Genomic DNA, 17,623 nt, shown 5'->3' with positions numbered 1-17,623 from the left:
GCCTCCTCAGTTCGCCGGGTAGCGGTCGATGGCGGGCGGTTTCGGCGCCGGTACCCCGGAGAGCCCGAGCGTGGCGTCGTAGGCCTTCTCCCAGTCGCCGTTCTTCTCGCCGGCGGCGAGGGCGTCGTCGACGGCGAGGCGCAGCGCGTTGTCGCGCCGGGGCACCCCGATGCCGTACGGCTCCTTCGAGAACGGCTTGCCGACCACCTTGAGTTCGTCGGGCACCTTGGCCGCGTAGCCGATCAGGATGGCGTCGTCGGTGGTGACGGCGTCGACCTGATAGGTCAGCAGGTTGTCGACGCAGACGGAGTAGGTGTCGTAGGCGACGAGGTCGGCCTTCGGGTAGTCCTGCTGGATGCGCTGGTAGGGGGTGGACCCGGCCGCCGAGCAGACGCGTTTGCCGTCGAGGTCGCCCGGCCCGGTGATGTCCTTCTCGTCGTCCCGCACGAGCAGGCCCTGGCCGGCCAGGTAGTACGGGCCGCCGAAGCCGACGAGCTTCTTGCGGTTGTCGTTGATGGTGTACGTGCCGACGTAGAAGTCGATCTGCCCGTTCTGCAGGGCGGTCTCGCGGTTGGCCGAGGCGATGGTCCTGAACTCGATGCGCCGGGGGTCGAGGCCGAGCGACGCGGAGACCATCTTGGCGATCTCGATGTCGAAGCCGGAGTAGGTGCCCGTGGCGGGGTCCTTCTCGCCGAGGTAGGGCTGGTCCTCCTTGGCGCCGACGATGAACCGGCCGCGGCTCTTGGCCTTGCGCCAGGTCGACGACCGGGGCAGTTCGAAGCCGGCCGCCACCCGGTACTCGGGGAGTTTCCCGGCCGCGGGTCCCTTCGTCGGCGGGCTGCCCTCCTTGCCGCAGGCGGCGCAGGCGAGTGCGGCGAGGACGAGTGCGGCCGCGAGCCGGGCCGTGCGCATGGTGTGTCTCTTCACGAGCGTCGCCCCCGTCAGTGCTTGAGGATCTTGGAGAGGAAGTCCCTGGCGCGTTCGCTCTCCGGGTGCGTGAAGAAGTCCTCCGGGGCCCGGTCCTCGACGACGCGGCCGTCGGACATGAAGACGACGCGGTTGGCGGCGGAGCGGGCGAAGCCCATCTCGTGGGTGACGACGACCATGGTCATGCCCTCGCGGGCGAGCTGCTGCATGACTTCCAGGACTTCGTTGATCATTTCGGGGTCGAGGGCCGAGGTCGGCTCGTCGAAGAGCAGCGCCTTGGGGTCCATGGCCAGCGCGCGGGCGATGGCGACGCGCTGCTGCTGGCCGCCGGAGAGCTGCGCGGGGTACTTGTCGGCGTGGGTGGACAGGCCCACGCGCTCCAGGAGTTCCCGGGAGCGGCGGTCCGCCTCGTCCTTCTTGCGGCCCCGCACCTTGGTCTGCGCCAGGGAGACGTTCTGCAGCACGGTCTTGTGGGCGAAGAGGTTGAAGGACTGGAAGACCATGCCGACCTCGGTGCGGAGCCGGGCGAGCGCCTTGCCCTCGTCGGGCAGGGGCCTGCCGTCCAGCCTGATCTCCCCGGACTGGATCGTCTCCAGCCTGTTGATCGTCCGACACAGTGTCGACTTGCCCGACCCCGACGGGCCGATGACCACGACCACCTCCCCCTTGCCGACGGTGAGGTTGATGTCCTGGAGGACATGCAGCTCTCCGTAGTACTTGTTCACATCGCGCAGTTCGATCAACGGATCGACGGCCATGGCGAGACCTGCCCACTCTCAGCTGTGTACGTCCGCGCAAACTATCCACGTGAAAACGGGACCTAATGGACGACACGCACGTATGGGCATTAACCGTATTTGCGGCAGCCGCGGCTACGTCTCGGAGGCCTCGGAGTAGATCTGCGACAGCTCGGGCGCCCCCTGCACCGCCCAGTCGAGCCCCGCCTCGACGACCGGGATGTCCCGCCCGGACCTCAGCCGTACGACGGGGCTGCCGCCGGGCCACACGTGCCAGACGGCGCCCGGCACGGTGCGCACCACGACCGTCCCCAGGTACAGCCCGGCGTCGTTGCCGAGCCAGGGCAGCAGTTCCGGGTCGTCGCGCCAGCGGGGCAGCAGCTGGTCGAGGGCGGTGAGGGAGGCCGGGGAGTCGTCCAGTTCGAGGCCGGCCGCGGCCGCCTGGGACCGCAGCAGCTCGCACTCCGAGAACAGCTCGGCGACGGCGTCCGGGTTCCGCGCGAAGGCCGCCGCGAGCCCGTCGGCCGGGTCCGCCACCACGTGTCGACGGCGCCACTTGGCGAGGAACGGAATGTTCATGATCGGCCTCTCCGTCGAGTGGCGCCACCGGTCGCGCGGCCGGACGCTGCCGCTGTGGTGTCCCAAAGGTAACCGGCATCAGTTGATCACGAAATCCTCCGAATCACCCTTCGGGGGCCGCCGGGTGGACCATCCGCGGGCCCGAGGGGGCGGGAGCCGGCGGCGGGCGGTGACCGGACGTCACATGAAGCGGGCGGGCAGCGTGTTCGCGTGCCCCGTGCGACGAGTTCGCGTCGTGTTCCCGCCCCGCTCATTGACGCGCCTCCGACGCCTCCTTAGCTTCATGGCGCATCCACCATCACCCTCGGGAGGGTCCGTCGTGCGCCGACACATCTGGGGAACGGCCGCCGTGCTCGCCCTGCTCGCGGGTGCCGTGCCCGTGGCGTCGGCGCGCACCACGGCCGCTTCGCCCCGGCCACTCCCCTTGGAGCGGCTCTTCGACAACAGGGCGGTCAGCGACGACGCCCGGCCCGGCGCCGCCGACTTCGACGGGGCGGGCGGCTCCCTCTCGGCGCGGGACCTGCGGGCCGCGGGCTGGACCCCCGGCCGCTCCCTGGACCTCGACGGAGCGCGGCTCGCCCGGCCGCGCACCCGGCCGGGCGAACGGGACAACGTGCGGGCCGACGGCCAGTCGGTGCGGGTGCGCGGCCGGGGCGACGCCCTCGCCTTCCTGGTCGCGGGCACCGGCGGCGCGGCGAGCGGCACCGGGACGGTGCGCTACCGGGACGGCTCGCTCAGCCGCTACCGGCTCACCGCGCCGGACTGGCGTTCGGGCCCACTCGCCACGAAGGCCGTCGCCCTGCCGCACATCAGCACACCCGGCGGACAGCTCGCCGAGAAGGCACGGCTGTACGTGGTGACCGTGCCGCTCGTCCGGGGGCGCGAGGTGGCCTCCGTCACCCTGCCGCCCGACCCGGGCGCCCCTGACCTGCACGTGTTCGCCGTTTCGGTGAGGGCGCGGACCCAGGGGTGGACCGGCAGCTGGTCGGCGGCGAGCGCCGGGTACACGGCGGTGGGGCCCTGGAGCGACCGCACCGTGCGGCTCGTCGTGCACACCAGCGCGGGCGGGCCGCGGGTGCGCGTCCGGCTGGCCAACACCTTCGCGGCGGCCCCGGTACGGATCGGCGCCGCGACCGTGGCGGTGCAGCGGGCCGGGGCCACGGCCACGGGCGTGCCGCGGCGGCTCTCCTTCCGGGGCCGGGCGGGCACGGAGATCCCGGCGGGCGCCCGGGCGGTCAGCGATCCGCTCGACTTCCGGGTGCCCGCGGACACGAACCTGCTGGTCAGCTTACATCTGCCCGGTCCGGTGGTGACGGCGCCCGTGCACAGCCAGGCCCTCCAGCGCTCGTACGTCAGCGGGCCGGGCGACCACGCGGCGGACGCCTCCCCGGCCGCGTACACCTCGACGATCACGACATGGCCGCTGCTCACGGGTGTCGACGTAGGGGGCGGGCCCGGCTCCGTGGTGCTGCTCGGCGACTCCATCACCGACGGCGTCAAGTCGACGCCGGACGCCAACCGGCGCTGGCCCGACGTCCTCGCCACCCGGCTCCTGAACCAGTCGCGGGTCCCGCGCTACGGCGTCCTCAACCAGGGGATCTCGGCCAACCGCGTGGTCGCCGACCGCTATCCCGGCGACGGCGTCTCCACGGACACGGGCGGGGTCAGTGCCCTGCACCGCCTGGACCGTGACGTCCTCGCACAGACGTCGGCGCGCACGGTCGTGGTCTTCGAAGGGGTCAACGACGTGCGCTGGGGGGCCTCGGCGCGGGAGGTGATCGCGGGCCTGCGGGAGATCGCGGAGCGCTCCCGGGCCAGGGGGCTGCGGGTGGTGGCGGCGACGATCGCGCCCTGCGAGGGCGAGTCGCTCTGCACGGCGGCGGCGAACACCCGGCGGGAGGCGGTCAACGCCTACCTCCGCGGCGGCGGGGACTTCGACGCCGTGCTCGACTTCGACGAGGTGCTGCGCGACCCCGCGCACCCGGCGCGGCTGCTCCCCTCCTATGACAGCGGGGACCACCTGCATCCGGGGGACGCGGGGCTCGCGGCGCTGGCGGACTCGGTGGACCTGCGCCAGCTGGTGCCCTAAGGGGCTCAGAGGTTCAGGTCGACCACGACCGGTGCGTGGTCGGAGGCGCCCTTGCCCTTGCGCTCCTCGCGGTCCACGTACGAGTCGGTGACGGCCTTCGCGAACGGTTCGTTGCCGTACACGAGGTCGATGCGCATGCCCTTGTTCTTCGGGAAGGAGAGCTGGCGGTAGTCCCAGTACGTGTACGGGTGGTCGTACTTCAGGGGGCGGGGCACGACGTCGGTCAGGCCCGTCTCGCGCAGGGAGGCGAGGGCGGCGCGCTCGGCGGGGGTGACGTGCGTGGCGCCGACGAAGAGCGCCGGGTCCCAGACGTCGTCGTCGGTCGGCGCGACGTTGAAGTCGCCGAGGACGGCGAACGGGCGCGAGCCGCCCGCGTCCCCGGCGACAGCGGCCTTCAGGGCCTCGAACCACTGGAGCTTGTAGGCGTAGTGCGCGTGGTCGACCTCGCGGCCGTTCGGCACGTACACCGACCAGAGGCGGACCGGGCCGCAGGTGGCGGAGACGGCACGGGGCTCGTCCACGCCCTCGTACCCGGGGTCGCCCGGCAGGCCCCTGACGACGTCCTCCAGGCCGACCCGGGAGATCAGCGCGACGCCGTTCCACCGGCCGGTGGCGTGGACCGCCGACTCGTAGCCCAGCTCGCGCAGCTCGGCGGCGGGGAAGCCCTCGGCCGTCGTCTTGGTCTCCTGGACGCACAGCACGTCCGTGCCGGTGCTCTCCAGCCAGGCCAGGAGCCTCGGCAGCCGAGCGGTGATCGAGTTCACGTTCCAGGTCGCGATGCGCATGCCTCACAACCTACCGGCCGCCACCGACAGTCAGAGTTCGGCCGTCTCCCCCGGCGTCAGACGCAGGTGCTCGGCGCCGCCCAGGGCCCCGATCTGGTGGTCGTAGATCGGCCGGGCGAGGTCGGTGAGGAGCGCGTCGTGGATGTCGTAGGCGCGCTGCGGCCTGACCTCCCGTACGTAGTCGATCACCTCGGAGATCTTGTTCCAGGGCGCCATGACCGGGAGCAGCAGGGTCTCCACGGGCTGGTCGGGGACGGTCAGGGCGTCGCCCGGGTGGAACACCGAGCCGTCGACGAGGTACCCCACATTGGTGATGCGGGGGATGTCCGGGTGGATCACGGCGTGCAGCTCGCCGTGCACCTGGACGTCGAACCCGGCGGCCGTGAAGGTGTCGCCGTGCCCGACGGTGTGCACGCGGCCCGGGAAGGCGGCGGTGAGCTGGTCCGCGACCGACTTCAGCGTCCAGATCTCGGTGTCGGGGCGCTCTTCCAGGGCGGTGCGCAGCCGGCCCTCGTCGAAGTGGTCGGGGTGCTCGTGGGTGACCAGGATCGCGTCGGCGCCGAGGGCCGCGTCGCCCTCGCTGAAGCCGCCCGGGTCGATGACCAGCGTGCGTCCGTCCTTTTCGAGACGCACGCACGCGTGGGACTTCTTCGTGAAGGTCATGCGCTTCGCGCGCGAGGGGGAGCTGTCGGCGGGGTTCGTCATGCCAGTCATCCCCCCATCCTGCTACTCCGGGGGCGTGGTTTCCTCACGGATCACGGCCTGGGCGACCTTGAAGGCCGAATTCGCCGCGGGAACGCCGCAGTAGACGGCGGCCTGGAGCAGCACTTCCTTGATCTCGGCCGGGGTGAGGCCGTTGCGCAGGGCGGCCCGCGTGTGGAAGGCCAGCTCGTCGAGGTGGCCGCCGGCGACGAGGGCGGTGAGGGTGACGCAGCTGCGGGAGCGGCGGTCCAGACCCGGGCGGTTCCACACCTCGCCCCAGGCGTAGCGGGTGATGAGCTCCTGGAAGTCGCCGGAGAAGTCGTCGGCGGCGGCCAGCGCCCGGTCCACGTGGGCGTCGCCGAGCACCTCCCGGCGGACCTTGAGCCCCGCCTCGTACGGGTCGCTCCTGACCGCGCCGGCCACGGCCTCGGGCTGCTCCGGCGAGGCGATCTCCGCCACGGGACCCATGGGTGCCAGGGGAGCCACGGGAGCCATGGGCGTGACGGGGGCTGCGGGCAGCGGGGTGGTGACGGGCTTGCCGAGCGTGGGTGTGATGATCGCCGTCTGCGTGTCCTGCCAGGCCGTGGAGAAGTGGCGCACGAGCAGGTCGGTGACGGCCGCGGGCTGCTCCACGGGCGCGAGATGCGAGGCGCCGGGCACGACGGCGAGCCGCGAGTCCGGTATCCCGGCGACGAGGGTGCGGGCCTCGCCCTGGCCGGTGACCTGGTCCTCGGAGCCGACGAGGACCAGCGTGGGCACGCCGATCCGGCCCAGTTCGGCGCGGACGTCGAAGGCGGCGAGGGCCTCGCAGGCCGCGATGTAGCAGCCGGGGTCGGTGGTGCGCACCATCTGCACGGCCCAGTCGGTGATCGCGGGCTGCGCGGCGGCGAACCCTGGCGTGAACCAGCGCTCGGGCGCGGAGCGGGCGATGGGGTCGAGGCCGTTGCTGCGCACGATCACACCGCGTCGGCGGAACTCGTCGGCGGTGCCGAACCTGGGCGACGCGGCGATCAGCGCCAGCGAGGCGACCCGCTGCGGATGCCGCAGCGCCAGCTCGGCGCCGATGGCCCCGCCGAAGGCGCAGCCGGCGTACCCGAAGCGCCGCACGCCCAGCTCGTCGAGGGTCGCGAGCAACCGCCCGGCCAGCTCCCCGACGGACCCGCACGGGTGTGCGGGGGCGCCGCCGTGCCCGGGCATGTCGAACCGGAAGACCCGCCAGTGCCGGGTCAGCTCGGGTATCTGGCGGTCCCACATGTGCCATGTGGTACCCAGTGAGGCACCCAGGATCAGGACCGGGGCGTCCTCTGGCCCGTCAAAGCGGTATTGCAGGGTGTTCATCGGTGTCTCACTCACCCGCCAGACCCTCTCATCTGTCACGAGATGTCACATCGCCGGGGTGAACGTAGCTCACCTCAGCCCTCTCACGACGGCACGTCCGGGCGCTGCCCCCGGACCTTTGAGACTCGTCGTCGAGTTCCGCCGCCAGCGCGCGACGATTCGTCGCACGCCACTCGCACACCAGGTACTGCGTTGGACAGTCGGCAGCAGGCCGCCGCTTCTCGTCGGTTTCACCCTGCGCCTGCACGTCCTTCAGGGGGTGTCATCGCCAGTCGTTCGTGGCCCACAGCAGCAGCAGGGACGAGTCGGCGTACCGGCACCGGCTCGCGCACCCGGTCGTCGGCGACATCGGTTCGCCGGGCGCTCTGCGGCGGCAGCGTCGACGCCTCTCCGCCGCGGGCCCGAGCAAGCGTCGGCTGGCGGCGCCAGGGATGGCTCAATCTTTCCGGGGTACTTGCGTTCGGGGCCGTGTCGACCACCACCTGGACGAGCCCCCGCCTTTTGCAGCGATGGGAGATGGCATGGGACTCCGTGAGTCGGCTCTCGCACTGACCTCGCGGTTCTCCGCCGAAGTGCTGGCCGGTCGGTATCGTCTGGACGCGCTCATCGGCTCGGGCGGTGCGGCCGACGTACACCGCGGTGTGGACCTGCGTCTCAAGCGGCCGGTGGCGGTCAAGGTCTTCCGGCCGGGCACCGACATCGGCATGGAGGAGCGCTTCCAGAGCGAGGCCGTGATCCTGGCCCGGCTGCAGCACCCCGCGCTGGTCACCGCCTACGACGCCGGAACACACCACGGCCACGCCTACCTGGTCATGCAGCTGATCGACGGGCCCACGCTGAAAGACCGCATCGCCGAAGGCACCCTGACCCCCGGGGAGACCGCCGCACTCGGCGCCGCACTCGCCGAGGCGCTGGCCCATGCCCACGAGGCAGGGGTCGTGCACCGTGACGTCAAACCGTCCAACATCATCCTGGACGCCTCGGGCCGCCCGCACTTGACCGACTTCGGTATCGCCCGACTGCTCGACGCCACCACTCACACCGCTACCGGCGCGCTCATGGGCACCGCCGCCTACTTGTCTCCCGAGCAGGTGCTCGGCCGGCCCGTCGGCCAGCGCGCCGACATCTACGCTCTTGGCCTGGTGCTCCTCGAATGCCTCACAGGCAGGCTCGAATACGACGGCGGGCCCCTGGAGGCCGCGATCGCACGACTGCACCGCCAACCCGCATTGCCCAGTTCTCTGCCGGAACAACTCGGGCATCTGCTGCGGGACATGACGGCCCTGGACGAACCAATTCGGCCGTCGGCACAGGACTGCGCCACCGCACTGGGCACCCTCACCGGCACGACGGGGCCCGCACTCCTCTCTTCTGCGGCATACCTCACGAACGCCGTTTCGCACCCGGTTCCGGCACGGGACACGAATCCCACGCACACGGACCCCGCGCACACCGCCCCCTCGGCCGCCGCCGCGGTCGCCGTCACGCCGAAGGCCACACCCGCCCGGCGCCATGCCTTGGTCGCCGGTGGAACCGCCGCACTCGCCACTGTCCTGGCCGTCACCCTCGGCATCTCCGACAGCCCGCGGCACCAGGGAAACAACGAGAGCGGGAAACGAACCACCAGCGGCCCCTCCGCAAAATCCGATTCCCCCAGCTCTTCCGAGGGACGGAACGACACGTATCCCACGCCCCCGCCGTCATCCGCTCAGGAGACCTCCGCCACGTCGTCCGGTGACACCACCCACGACTCACGCACCCGTTCCGCCACTGCCCCTCCCCCGGCCGGGCGGGAACGATCCGTCAGCGCTACGACCGGTCCTGGTGCAGCCGCCAGGGGACCCGCCGGGTCAGCCGGCCCCCCAGCGGCCCCGACAGAGCGAGCTCCCCAGACGGCAGGACAGGCGAAGACGGAATCGCCCGGCGGGAAGGCCGGTAAGCCCGGCAAGCCCGGCAAGCCCGCAAAAGAGAAAAAGGTCAAGAAGGCGCAGAAGAACGAGAAGGCAGGCAAAGAAAAACCGTCCAGGGCGCGTTGAAGGCCCGCCTGTGCCGCACAGCGCTGCGGCGCAGCCCCCACTTACGCACACCTCAGTCGCAACGACGATGCCGCCCGGCACAGCGCGCTGACTTCAATGAGAGAGAAGTACGACCGTTCCCATGTACAGCGCTCGGCAGCGCATCGCTTCCGTGCCCGCCAAATCCAGACCGGACCGGCGCGGAACGCGCTCCGGAGCCCACCCGCCCGTGAGCGCTGCCGACATCGCGCTTGTGCGAGCCAGTCTCCCGGTCGCGAACCGCATGTCACCGAACTCGACGTCCAGCGCGAACGTCTGGTGCGGGCTCTGCTGCGCATCGCCCACACGGCGGAACTCCCCGTCCCCTCACAGCGACCGCGACGTCGGCGGACAGAACGATGAGTACGCCTCGGCGCGGTGAGCACACGCAGGCACGTCGGCTCCTTGGAGCTTGAGCATCTCGCAGAAGCCTCCGGCCGATTGACCAGGTCCCGGTAGGTACCGCTCTCGGAAATGCGGTCCTGGTCGGGGACGATGATGCGGTCGGCGAGTGGGGCGTTGCGGCGGTCGACTCATCCTTACAAGCACGGGGGCGGCGCAGTAGAAGCCCCGGGGAGGGGCCGAGAGTGCGGCCCGTACGTGAGCGAGAAGGCCATGCGTGCAGTCCTCGGCGACGCTGTGGCCTGAGCGGTGCCGTACCGTCGAACGGCCGATACTGTCCCCCTTGGGGGGGCCGCAACCGCGATGGGCCACGGGAGATCTCGTGGCCCAACGTCGCCTCCACAAGGTCGCGGCCGGTCTACGTCAGGAGGAACACTGCGGTGGTGGCCGCGCCGAGCGAGGCGCCCGCCACGGTCTGGGCGGTGGAGTGGTAGGTCAGCGCGACGCGCGACCAGCACACGGCGGCGACGAGCACGTACGCGGCGATCCACCACGGGGAGGCAATGACCGCCAGCATCGCGACGACTGCGGAGGCGACCGCGGAGTCGACGCTGATCTTCCAGGCGGAGTTCACTGCCAGGAGGACGACGGTCATCGCCCACAGCGCGATCATCGCGACGAGGATGCCCGTGGGCGCGTGGCCAAGGATCATCGCCACGGAGCCGAGGCCGATGGAGCCGAGGATCACGAAGAAGATCGGGGCGCGCTGCGTGCGGTCGACGACGTGCCTGTCGCCCCAGGTTCCGCGTTTGCGGTGCCACTCGATGTAGGCCGCGGGGATGATCCCGGCGCAGACGGCGCCGAGGAGCCCCCAGGGGAGGCCGGTCCAGTCGCCGGCGGCGGCCAAGCCGATGCCCAGCATGCCGACGAGGAGGACGTTGCGGGGCTGGAGTGCGTCGGTGATGGTGCGAGCTGCGGTGGTGCTCATGCGTGTGCTCCGATAGCGGCGAGCAGGGTGTGTGCCGGGTCGGCGGTGGTCTTGACGTAAGCCTTGGCGACGAGGCGGAGCCATGCGACTTCGCTGCTCTGGCTCGTTGCCGGGGCCTGTTCGAACGCGGCGAACTTCGTGCCGGTGGGGCGGCCTAGTCACCAACCACGTTGACATATCTGGACCGCAAGGCCCTGACCTGCTCTTACGCCCCTGACCTGGACCACCTAGACCCCACAGGACGCATTCGCCCACCTGTGCCATGTGGTCCCCAGTGAGGCACCAAGGATCAGGACCGGGGCGTCCTCCGGCCCGTCAAAGCGGTATTGCAGGGTGTTCGACGGTGTCTCACTCACGCCCCAGACCCTCTCACGTCTCCCGGACGCCCCTATGACGTGGGGGTACGGGGGACCTGTCCGACCAGGTCGAAGACCTCGCGGGACTAGGGCGTGTTTCGAAAGTAGCGTCGTCCGCCCGCAGGGCGGGCCTGGCGGCGTCTGGTGCGTGCGATCGCAAGGCGGAGGGTCGCCCCGATACTGGTGGTATCGGGGCGATCCCGACAACGCTGCGAGCGTGCGTGCCAGGCGTCGCCAGGCAGACGGGACTTTCGAAACATGCCCTAGGGTGCCAGGCCCATGAACCTCAGGGCCAGCAGTGCCATGCCGGGTTTGGGCAACTCGTGGCCGTAGCCCTGGAAGCTGTTGGCCTCGACCGGTGGCTGCGTGCCGGCGTCACCGTAGCGGGTCCTTGTCCAGTTCGGCTGGGGCTGGTCGGTGCAGACCGGGGTCTGGCCGACACCGTGGACGTTGGTCCACTGTTTGATCTCTTCGCCGAGGTTGTGGTGGTCGAGGGCCTCGTCCTGGGTGCCGTGCCACAGTTGGATGCGCGGCCGTCGCCCGGTGTGGCCGGGGTGGGCGGCGCGGGCCAGGTCGCCCCATTCCTGCGGGGTCTTGGTGATGTTGCCTGTGGAGCAGTCACTGTTCCAGCCGCGGAAGGTGCCGGTGTAGAAGCAGTGGTACGGCACGCCCATGAACGCCGATCCGGCTTTGAACACGTCCGGGTAGTCGGCGAGCATGACATTGGTCAGCATCGCGCCGGAGGAGATGCCGGTCATGTAGACCCGATGCTGGTTGGCACCGCGTTTCGCGATCTCCCACCGCACCATGGACATCACGCCGGCCGGGTCGCTGGAGCCGTCGTGCTTCAGCGCGGCGTCCGACGCGACGTCCCAGCACTTGATGTCACCCGTGATCGAGGGGTAGACCACGATGAATCCGTACCGGTCGGCCAGTGACGCGAATTCCGTGTTGTGGTACACGTCAGGGCCGGATCCGGTGCACCAGTGCGCGACCACGAGCACGGCTGGATGACGGGGCAGCTTGGCCGGCACGTACTCGTACATCTGGAGGTTCGTCGGGTTGTGGCCGAAGTTGTCGACCAGGGTCAGCGTCGCCGCGGACGCCGGTGACGCGGACGTCACGCCGCCCGCCAGGACGCTCAGGGCCACAGCCACCGCTGTGGCCGCCCTCCTCAGCCATCCTCCGGCCCTGCCGACGGGTGTCGCCCGCGCCAGGCGGGCGGCCGCGGCCGCGAAGCGGCGCCTTTGTCTGCTCATGCTTCCTCCACCGTGCGGACTTGTTCACGGGCGGCGACTCTTCTGCATGGACGTGTCGAAGCGCTTGAACCAGCCGCGAGGTTAGCGACACACCGTCCCGTCCGACAAGCCTGGCGACTCAGCACATTCGCGGCCACGCGAGCGTGTTGGAGGAGTCAGACCCCAATGCCGCACAGAGGCAGGGGAGGAATCTCCGTACCGACCCTTGAAGGCCCCTGGGCGTTCACCTAGCCTGGCAGCCACGTCGAAGCGCTTCGAATGCGTCACCCGCGTTTTCTGCCGACCCTCGCCGTTCAGCCCTCCCGCGCCGTACCGACAGCCATCCCCCTGTTCTCCGCGGTCGGGTACGGGAGCGCCCGCGGCCTCCCCCTTTGTCCTGCACGGAAAGAGGAGAGTCATGCGCGCATTCCACCTCAGCAGACGAGCCGCACTCGCCGGGACCGCCGCCACGGCCGCGGTCGCCGCCCTGCCGGGCCTGCGAGGACGTGCCGAGGCAGCGGGGAGCGGCGGCGAGGCCGCGGGCCCCGTCTACCGCTGGCGCAACGTCGTCCAGGGCGGGACCGGGTTCGTCACCGGCATTCTCTTCCATCCCTCCCGCCGAGGCCTCGCCTACGCCCGTACGGACATCGGTGGCGCCTACCGCTGGGACGACCGGACCGACCGCTGGGTCCCGCTCACCGATCATCTCGGCTGGGACGACTGGAACCTGCTCGGCGTCGAGGCCCTGGCCGTCGACCCCACCCACCCGGACCGGCTGTACCTCGCCCTCGGCGCGTACACCCAGTCGTGGGCCGGCAACGGGGCCGTACTGCGCTCCGAGGACCGCGGTGCCACCTGGAAGCGCACCGACCTCACCGTCAAGCTGGGCGGCAACGAGGACGGACGCGGTACGGGAGAGCGGCTGCTCGTCGACCCCCGCGACAGCGACACGCTGTGGCTGGGCACCCGGCACGACGGCCTGCTCAAGTCAACTGACCGGGGCGCCAGTTGGCGGCCCGCGAGCTTCCCGGCGGCGCCCGGTGCCACCGGTCAGGGCGTCACGTTCCTCGTCGCCGCGGGCCGTACGGTCTACGCCGGCTGGGGCGACTCCGACGGCACCGCCGGCCGTCCCCACTTGTACCGCACCTCTGGCGGCGCGACCTGGGAGGCCGTCCCCGGGCAGCCCGCCGGCACGGCGGCCAAGGTGCCGATCCGCGCCGCGTACGACAGGCACACGCAAGAGCTGTACGTGACGTACGCCAACGCGCCGGGGCCCAACGGCCAGTCCGACGGCAGCGTGCACAAGCTGCGCACCGCCGACGGCAAGTGGACCGAGGTCACGCCCGTGAAGCCGGGCGGAACCTCGACGGACGGGTCCGTCGACTCCTTCGGCTACGGCGGTGTCGCCGTCGACGCCCGCCGCCCCGGCACGGTGGTCGTCTCCACGAACAACCGCTGGGCCGAGACGGACACCGTCTTCCGCTCCACGAACGGCGGCCGCACCTGGACGTCCCTGAAGGACCGGGCCGTCCTCGACGTCTCCGAGACCCCCTACCTCAAGTGGGGCACGGACAAGCCCAAGTTCGGCTGGTGGATCCAGGCCCTCGCCCTGGACCCGTACGACTCGCAGCATGTCGTCTACGGCACCGGCGCGACCCTCTACGGCACCCGCGACCTCACGCACTGGGCCCCGCAGATCCGCGGCCTGGAGGAGGCGTCCATCCGCCAGTTGGTCTCGCCGCCCACCGGTGAGGCGCACCTGCTCAGCGGGTCCGGGGACATCGGTGTGATGTACCACGAGCGGCTCACGGCGTCGCCGTCGCGCGGCATGGCGTCGAACCCGGTGTTCGCCACCTGCACCGGCCTGTCGCTGGCGGCGGGCAAGCCGTCGTACGTGGTCCGGGTGGGCTGGGGCAACGAGGGCAACGGCGCCTTCTCGAACGACGGCGGCAGAACCTGGGCGCCCTTCGGCGCGCAACCCGCCCACGCCAAGGACGCGCCGGGGCCGATCGCCACCAACGCCGACGGCAGCGTGCTGCTGTGGTCCTTCGGCGCGGCGAACCCCGGATTCCGCTCGACGGACAACGGCGCCACCTGGTCCGAGGTCGCCTCCTTCCCGAAGGGTGCCGCTCCGGTCGCGGATCCCGTGGACCCGGCCCGCTTCTACGCCTTCGACACCGCGACCGGCACGGTGTTCGCCAGCACCGACAGCGGCCGGACCTTCGCCGCGCGAGCCGGTGGCCTGAGCAGGGGCGACAGCGAGTTCCAGCTGACGGCCGCTCCGGGCCGCTCCGGCGACCTGTGGCTCAGCCTCAAGGGGGACGGCCTTCACCGGTCGACCGACGCGGGCGCGACCTTCGCCGAGGTCGGCAGCTGCCGTGCCGCGCACACCCTGGGTTTCGGCAAGGCCGCGCGGGGTGCGTCCTACCCGGCGATCTACCTGGTCGGTGCCGTCGAGGGCGCCAACGCCATCCACCGCTCCGACGACCAGGCGAAGACCTGGACGCGGATCAACGACGACCAGCACCAATGGGGTTGGACCGGAGCCGCCATCAGCGGTGACCCGCGGGTGTACGGGCGGGTCTACGTCGCCACCAACGGACGCGGAGCGCAGTACGGGGAGCCCGCCTGACGCCCGTCCCGGGCAACCGCCCTGCACGGGAGTGCGGCCGGACGGTGGCCGGCCCCGTCGCTGGAGCACTTACTCACAGAACTGAAGGAGACTGCATGAGAAGGTCTTGGTTTCTCTCCCTGATCGCGCTTGTCGCTGTCACGTTCGGGGTGACGGCGACGGGCGTGGCCCCGGCCTCCGCCGCCTCCACCACGCCCTTGCGGGTCATGCCGTTGGGCGACTCGATCACCTGGGGAGTGGGAAGCAGTACCGGCAACGGCTACCGCGCACCGTTGCGGGACCGGCTCGTGTCGGACGGCCATCCGCTGGACTTCGTGGGCACGGTGCGCAGCGGTTCGATGTCCGATCCGGACAACGAGGGCCACCCCGGGTACCGCATCGACGAGATCGCCGCGCTCGCCGACGCCTCGCTGACCCGCTACCGGCCCAACGTCGTGACTCTGCACATCGGTACCAACGACCTCCAGGGGGCCTCCGAGGTCGACAGCGCCATCGGCCGGCTGAGGTCGCTGGTCGGCCGGATCACCGCCGACGTCCCCGACGCCACCGTCCTCGTCGCCTCCCTGGTGGTGTCCACCAGCAGCTCGGAGGAGCGGTTCCGGGGCACGTACAACCAGGCCACCCGCCGGATCGTCAGCGACGCCCAGGCCGCGGGCAAACACGTCGCGTTCGTCGACATGAGCGCGCTGACCGCGGCCGACCTGGCGGACCCGCTGCATCCCAACGACTCCGGCTACCAGAAGATGGCCGACGCCTTCCACCGCGGTGTCCGGTCCGCGGACAGCGCCGGGTGGCTGAGGAATCCCGCCCCCGCGCCCGCCCGCGTGCGGTCCGGCGTGGCCGGCAAGAGCCTGGACGTCAACGGCGCCCAGAGCGCCGATGGAACCGCCGTCCAGACGTGGAGCTGCGGGGAGGGCGCCCACCAGTACTGGTCGGCCTACACCGACGGCACCCTGCACTCCCTGGGCAAGTGCCTCGACGCCGCGGGCGGCAGCACGGCCAACGGCACCAAGGTGCAGCTCTGGTCCTGTCACGGTGGCCCCAACCAGGTCTGGCAGCCCTACGACGGCGGCTACCGCAACCCCGCCTCCGGCCGCTGCCTCGATGTGCCGGGCGCTTCCACGGCCGACGGCACGCAGCTCGTGCTGTGGGACTGCAACGGCGGCCCCCAGCAGAAGTGGACCACCCTGGCCGGCGGCTGACCCCCGTCCCGGGGCCTCAAAAAGCCGCCCTGTCACATGCGTTGACTTCCGCACGGGACACCCTCTACGTTCGGCGCCACTCCTCGTCCGGTAACTCGACCCACGTTCGAAATAGCGGTCAAGGGCGATGCGGGGAAGGTCCACCGGGTCGACGGTCCAGACAGCCGGGGGCGGGGCCGGACCGGGAACGCTCACTCAACGAATGAGGTCCGAATTGCGCAGGCTACGTTTCAGCCGCAGACAACTGTCCGTGGTGCTCGCGACCTTGATCGCCGCGGCGACGCTCGTCGTCAGTCCCTCTCAGGCGGCCACCACCGGTGCCGTGCGCGGTGCCGGTTCCAACCGGTGTCTCGATGTACCGGGCGCCGCCCGGACCGACGGCACGGGCGTGCAGATCTGGGACTGCTCCGGCGGGAGCAACCAGCAGTGGACGCTGACGGACGGCAACCAGCTGACGGTGTACGGCGACAAGTGCCTGGATGTCCCGGGCCACGCGACCACGGCCGGCACCCGGCCGGTGATCTGGTCCTGCAACGGCGGTACGAACCAGCAGTGGCGGGTGAACGCCGACGGCACGATCGTCGCCGTGGAGTCCGGGCTGTGTCTGGACGTCAGCGGCGGCGCCACGGCCAACGGCACGGTGGTGCGGCTGTGGAACTGCAACGGCGCCGACGCCCAGAAGTGGACCGGCCTGGCCGGCACGCCCACCTCGTGTTCTCTTCCGTCGGCCTACCGGTGGACGTCGACCGGTCCGCTGGCACAGCCGGCGAACGGTCAGGTGGCGCTCAAGGACTTCACCACGGTGACGTACAACGGCCGGCACCTGGTCTACGCGACCACCTCCGACGGGACCTCGTGGGGTGCCACGATGTTCCGTCCCTTCACGAACTGGTCGGACATGGCCTCGACCGGCCAGACCAAGATCAGCGGGTCCGCGGTGGCGCCCAAGCTCTTCTACTTCGCCCCCAAGAAGATCTGGGTGCTCGTCTCGAACGGATGGGGCACCGCCTGGCCCTTCACGTACCGCACCTCCAACGACCCGACTGATCCCGCGAGTTGGTCCGCGCCGCAGGCGCTGTTCACCGGCAGCGTCCCCACCGGCGGCCCGATCGACCCGACCGTGATCGCCGACGGCCAGAACATGTACCTGTTCTTCGCCAACGACAAGGGCAGCATCTTCAAGTCGACCATGCCGATCGGGAACTTCCCGGGCAGCTTCGGCTCGTCGTACACGACGGTGATGAGCGACACCGAGGAGAAGCTGTTCGAGGCGCCGGAGGTCTACAAGGTCCAGGGCCAGAACCAGTACCTCATGATCGTTGAGGCGAGGGGGGCGGGCGGCCGCTACTTCCGCTCGTTCACCGCCTCCAGTCTGAACGGTCCGTGGACCGTCCAGGCCGGCAGCGAGAGCAGCCCCTTCGCGGGCAAGGCCAACAGCGGTGCCACCTGGACCAACGACATCAGCCACGGCGACCTGGTCCGCACCAACCCCGACCAGACGATGACCGTCGACCCCTGCAACCTCCAGTTCCTCTACCAGGGCAGGTCCCCTTCATCGGACGGCACCGACTACCTGAAGCTGCCCTACCGGCCGGCCCTGCTCACCCTGCGGCGCTGACCCGCGCGCGTGTGATCACACGCGCGTGACCCTGCC

The 17,623-nt window shown here is 70.9% G+C and carries 13 protein-coding genes and 1 pseudogene; 5 read left to right on the top strand and 9 right to left on the bottom strand.

The window, feature by feature from the left end:
• Positions 1-6: 6 nt before the first annotated feature.
• From ABZ385_RS28775 to ABZ385_RS28765, 3 genes are all read right to left on the bottom strand, one after another.
• The gene (locus ABZ385_RS28775) at positions 7-912 is read right to left on the bottom strand and encodes a glutamate ABC transporter substrate-binding protein (protein WP_358913764.1); all 906 of its coding nucleotides are present in this window, start codon (positions 910-912) and stop codon (positions 7-9) included.
• A 29-nt stretch (positions 913-941) separates the two neighbouring features.
• Complete coding sequence (locus tag ABZ385_RS28770; RefSeq protein WP_358589813.1) at positions 942-1,685, bottom strand: amino acid ABC transporter ATP-binding protein; 744 nt, start codon at positions 1,683-1,685, stop codon at positions 942-944.
• Positions 1,686-1,799: 114 nt separating this feature from the next.
• Positions 1,800-2,243 carry a DUF6278 family protein gene (locus ABZ385_RS28765; RefSeq protein ID WP_358589815.1) on the bottom strand — a complete coding sequence of 148 codons (444 nt, stop codon included), beginning with the start codon at positions 2,241-2,243 and terminating at the stop codon, positions 1,800-1,802.
• A 283-nt stretch (positions 2,244-2,526) separates the two neighbouring features.
• Here ABZ385_RS28765 and ABZ385_RS28760 point away from each other — a divergent pair, with 283 nt between their 5' ends.
• Positions 2,527-4,332 (top strand): SGNH/GDSL hydrolase family protein, encoded by a 1,806-nt coding sequence (locus ABZ385_RS28760; RefSeq protein ID WP_358913763.1) that lies wholly within the window; start codon positions 2,527-2,529, stop codon positions 4,330-4,332.
• A gap of 5 nt (positions 4,333-4,337) precedes the next feature.
• On the opposite strand, the gene ABZ385_RS28755 is transcribed toward ABZ385_RS28760, so the two are convergent.
• From ABZ385_RS28755 to pcaC, 3 genes are all read right to left on the bottom strand, one after another.
• Positions 4,338-5,117: an exodeoxyribonuclease III gene (locus ABZ385_RS28755; RefSeq protein ID WP_358913762.1), complete on the bottom strand. Its 780-nt coding sequence runs from the start codon at positions 5,115-5,117 to the stop codon at positions 4,338-4,340.
• 30 nt (positions 5,118-5,147) lie between these two features.
• Positions 5,148-5,780 carry an MBL fold metallo-hydrolase gene (locus ABZ385_RS28750; RefSeq protein ID WP_358581627.1) on the bottom strand — a complete coding sequence of 211 codons (633 nt, stop codon included), beginning with the start codon at positions 5,778-5,780 and terminating at the stop codon, positions 5,148-5,150.
• 63 nt (positions 5,781-5,843) lie between these two features.
• The gene (pcaC, locus tag ABZ385_RS28745; RefSeq protein ID WP_358913761.1) at positions 5,844-7,172 is read right to left on the bottom strand and encodes a 4-carboxymuconolactone decarboxylase; all 1,329 of its coding nucleotides are present in this window, start codon (positions 7,170-7,172) and stop codon (positions 5,844-5,846) included.
• A gap of 263 nt (positions 7,173-7,435) precedes the next feature.
• On the opposite strand from pcaC, the gene ABZ385_RS28740 reads away from it, so the two are divergent.
• Positions 7,436-9,193, top strand: a complete 1,758-nt coding sequence (locus tag ABZ385_RS28740; RefSeq protein WP_358913760.1) for a serine/threonine-protein kinase — start codon at positions 7,436-7,438, stop codon at positions 9,191-9,193.
• A 778-nt stretch (positions 9,194-9,971) separates the two neighbouring features.
• On the opposite strand, the gene ABZ385_RS28735 is transcribed toward ABZ385_RS28740, so the two are convergent.
• The 3 genes and pseudogenes from ABZ385_RS28735 to ABZ385_RS28725 form a co-directional block, all read right to left on the bottom strand.
• A complete protein-coding gene (locus tag ABZ385_RS28735; protein WP_358581613.1) occupies positions 9,972-10,541 on the bottom strand; it encodes a hypothetical protein in 570 nt (189 codons plus the stop codon).
• 251 nt (positions 10,542-10,792) lie between these two features.
• Positions 10,793-10,897 (bottom strand): annotated as a pseudogene (locus ABZ385_RS28730) (3-oxoadipate enol-lactone hydrolase); the annotation flags it as partial.
• A gap of 263 nt (positions 10,898-11,160) precedes the next feature.
• Entirely contained in the window at positions 11,161-12,156 is a 996-nt protein-coding gene (locus ABZ385_RS28725) for a PHB depolymerase family esterase (RefSeq protein WP_358913759.1), read from the bottom strand.
• A gap of 397 nt (positions 12,157-12,553) precedes the next feature.
• Between ABZ385_RS28725 and ABZ385_RS28720 the strand changes: the two genes are divergently transcribed.
• The 3 genes from ABZ385_RS28720 (at position 12,554) to ABZ385_RS28710 (ending at position 17,587) form a co-directional block, all read left to right on the top strand.
• Positions 12,554-14,767, top strand: a complete 2,214-nt coding sequence (locus ABZ385_RS28720; protein ID WP_358913758.1) for a 1,4-beta-glucanase — start codon at positions 12,554-12,556, stop codon at positions 14,765-14,767.
• A 95-nt stretch (positions 14,768-14,862) separates the two neighbouring features.
• On the top strand, positions 14,863-15,969 hold the full coding sequence (locus ABZ385_RS28715) for a ricin-type beta-trefoil lectin domain protein (RefSeq protein ID WP_358913757.1): 1,107 nt from the start codon (positions 14,863-14,865) through the stop codon (positions 15,967-15,969).
• Positions 15,970-16,183: 214 nt separating this feature from the next.
• The gene (locus tag ABZ385_RS28710; RefSeq protein ID WP_358913756.1) at positions 16,184-17,587 is read left to right on the top strand and encodes a non-reducing end alpha-L-arabinofuranosidase family hydrolase; all 1,404 of its coding nucleotides are present in this window, start codon (positions 16,184-16,186) and stop codon (positions 17,585-17,587) included.
• Positions 17,588-17,623 lie beyond the last annotated feature (36 nt).

The organism is Streptomyces sp. NPDC005898 (assembly GCF_040629635.1).
GTDB lineage: Bacteria > Actinomycetota > Actinomycetes > Streptomycetales > Streptomycetaceae > Streptomyces.
This window is presented reverse-complemented; position numbering and strand designations above follow the sequence as displayed.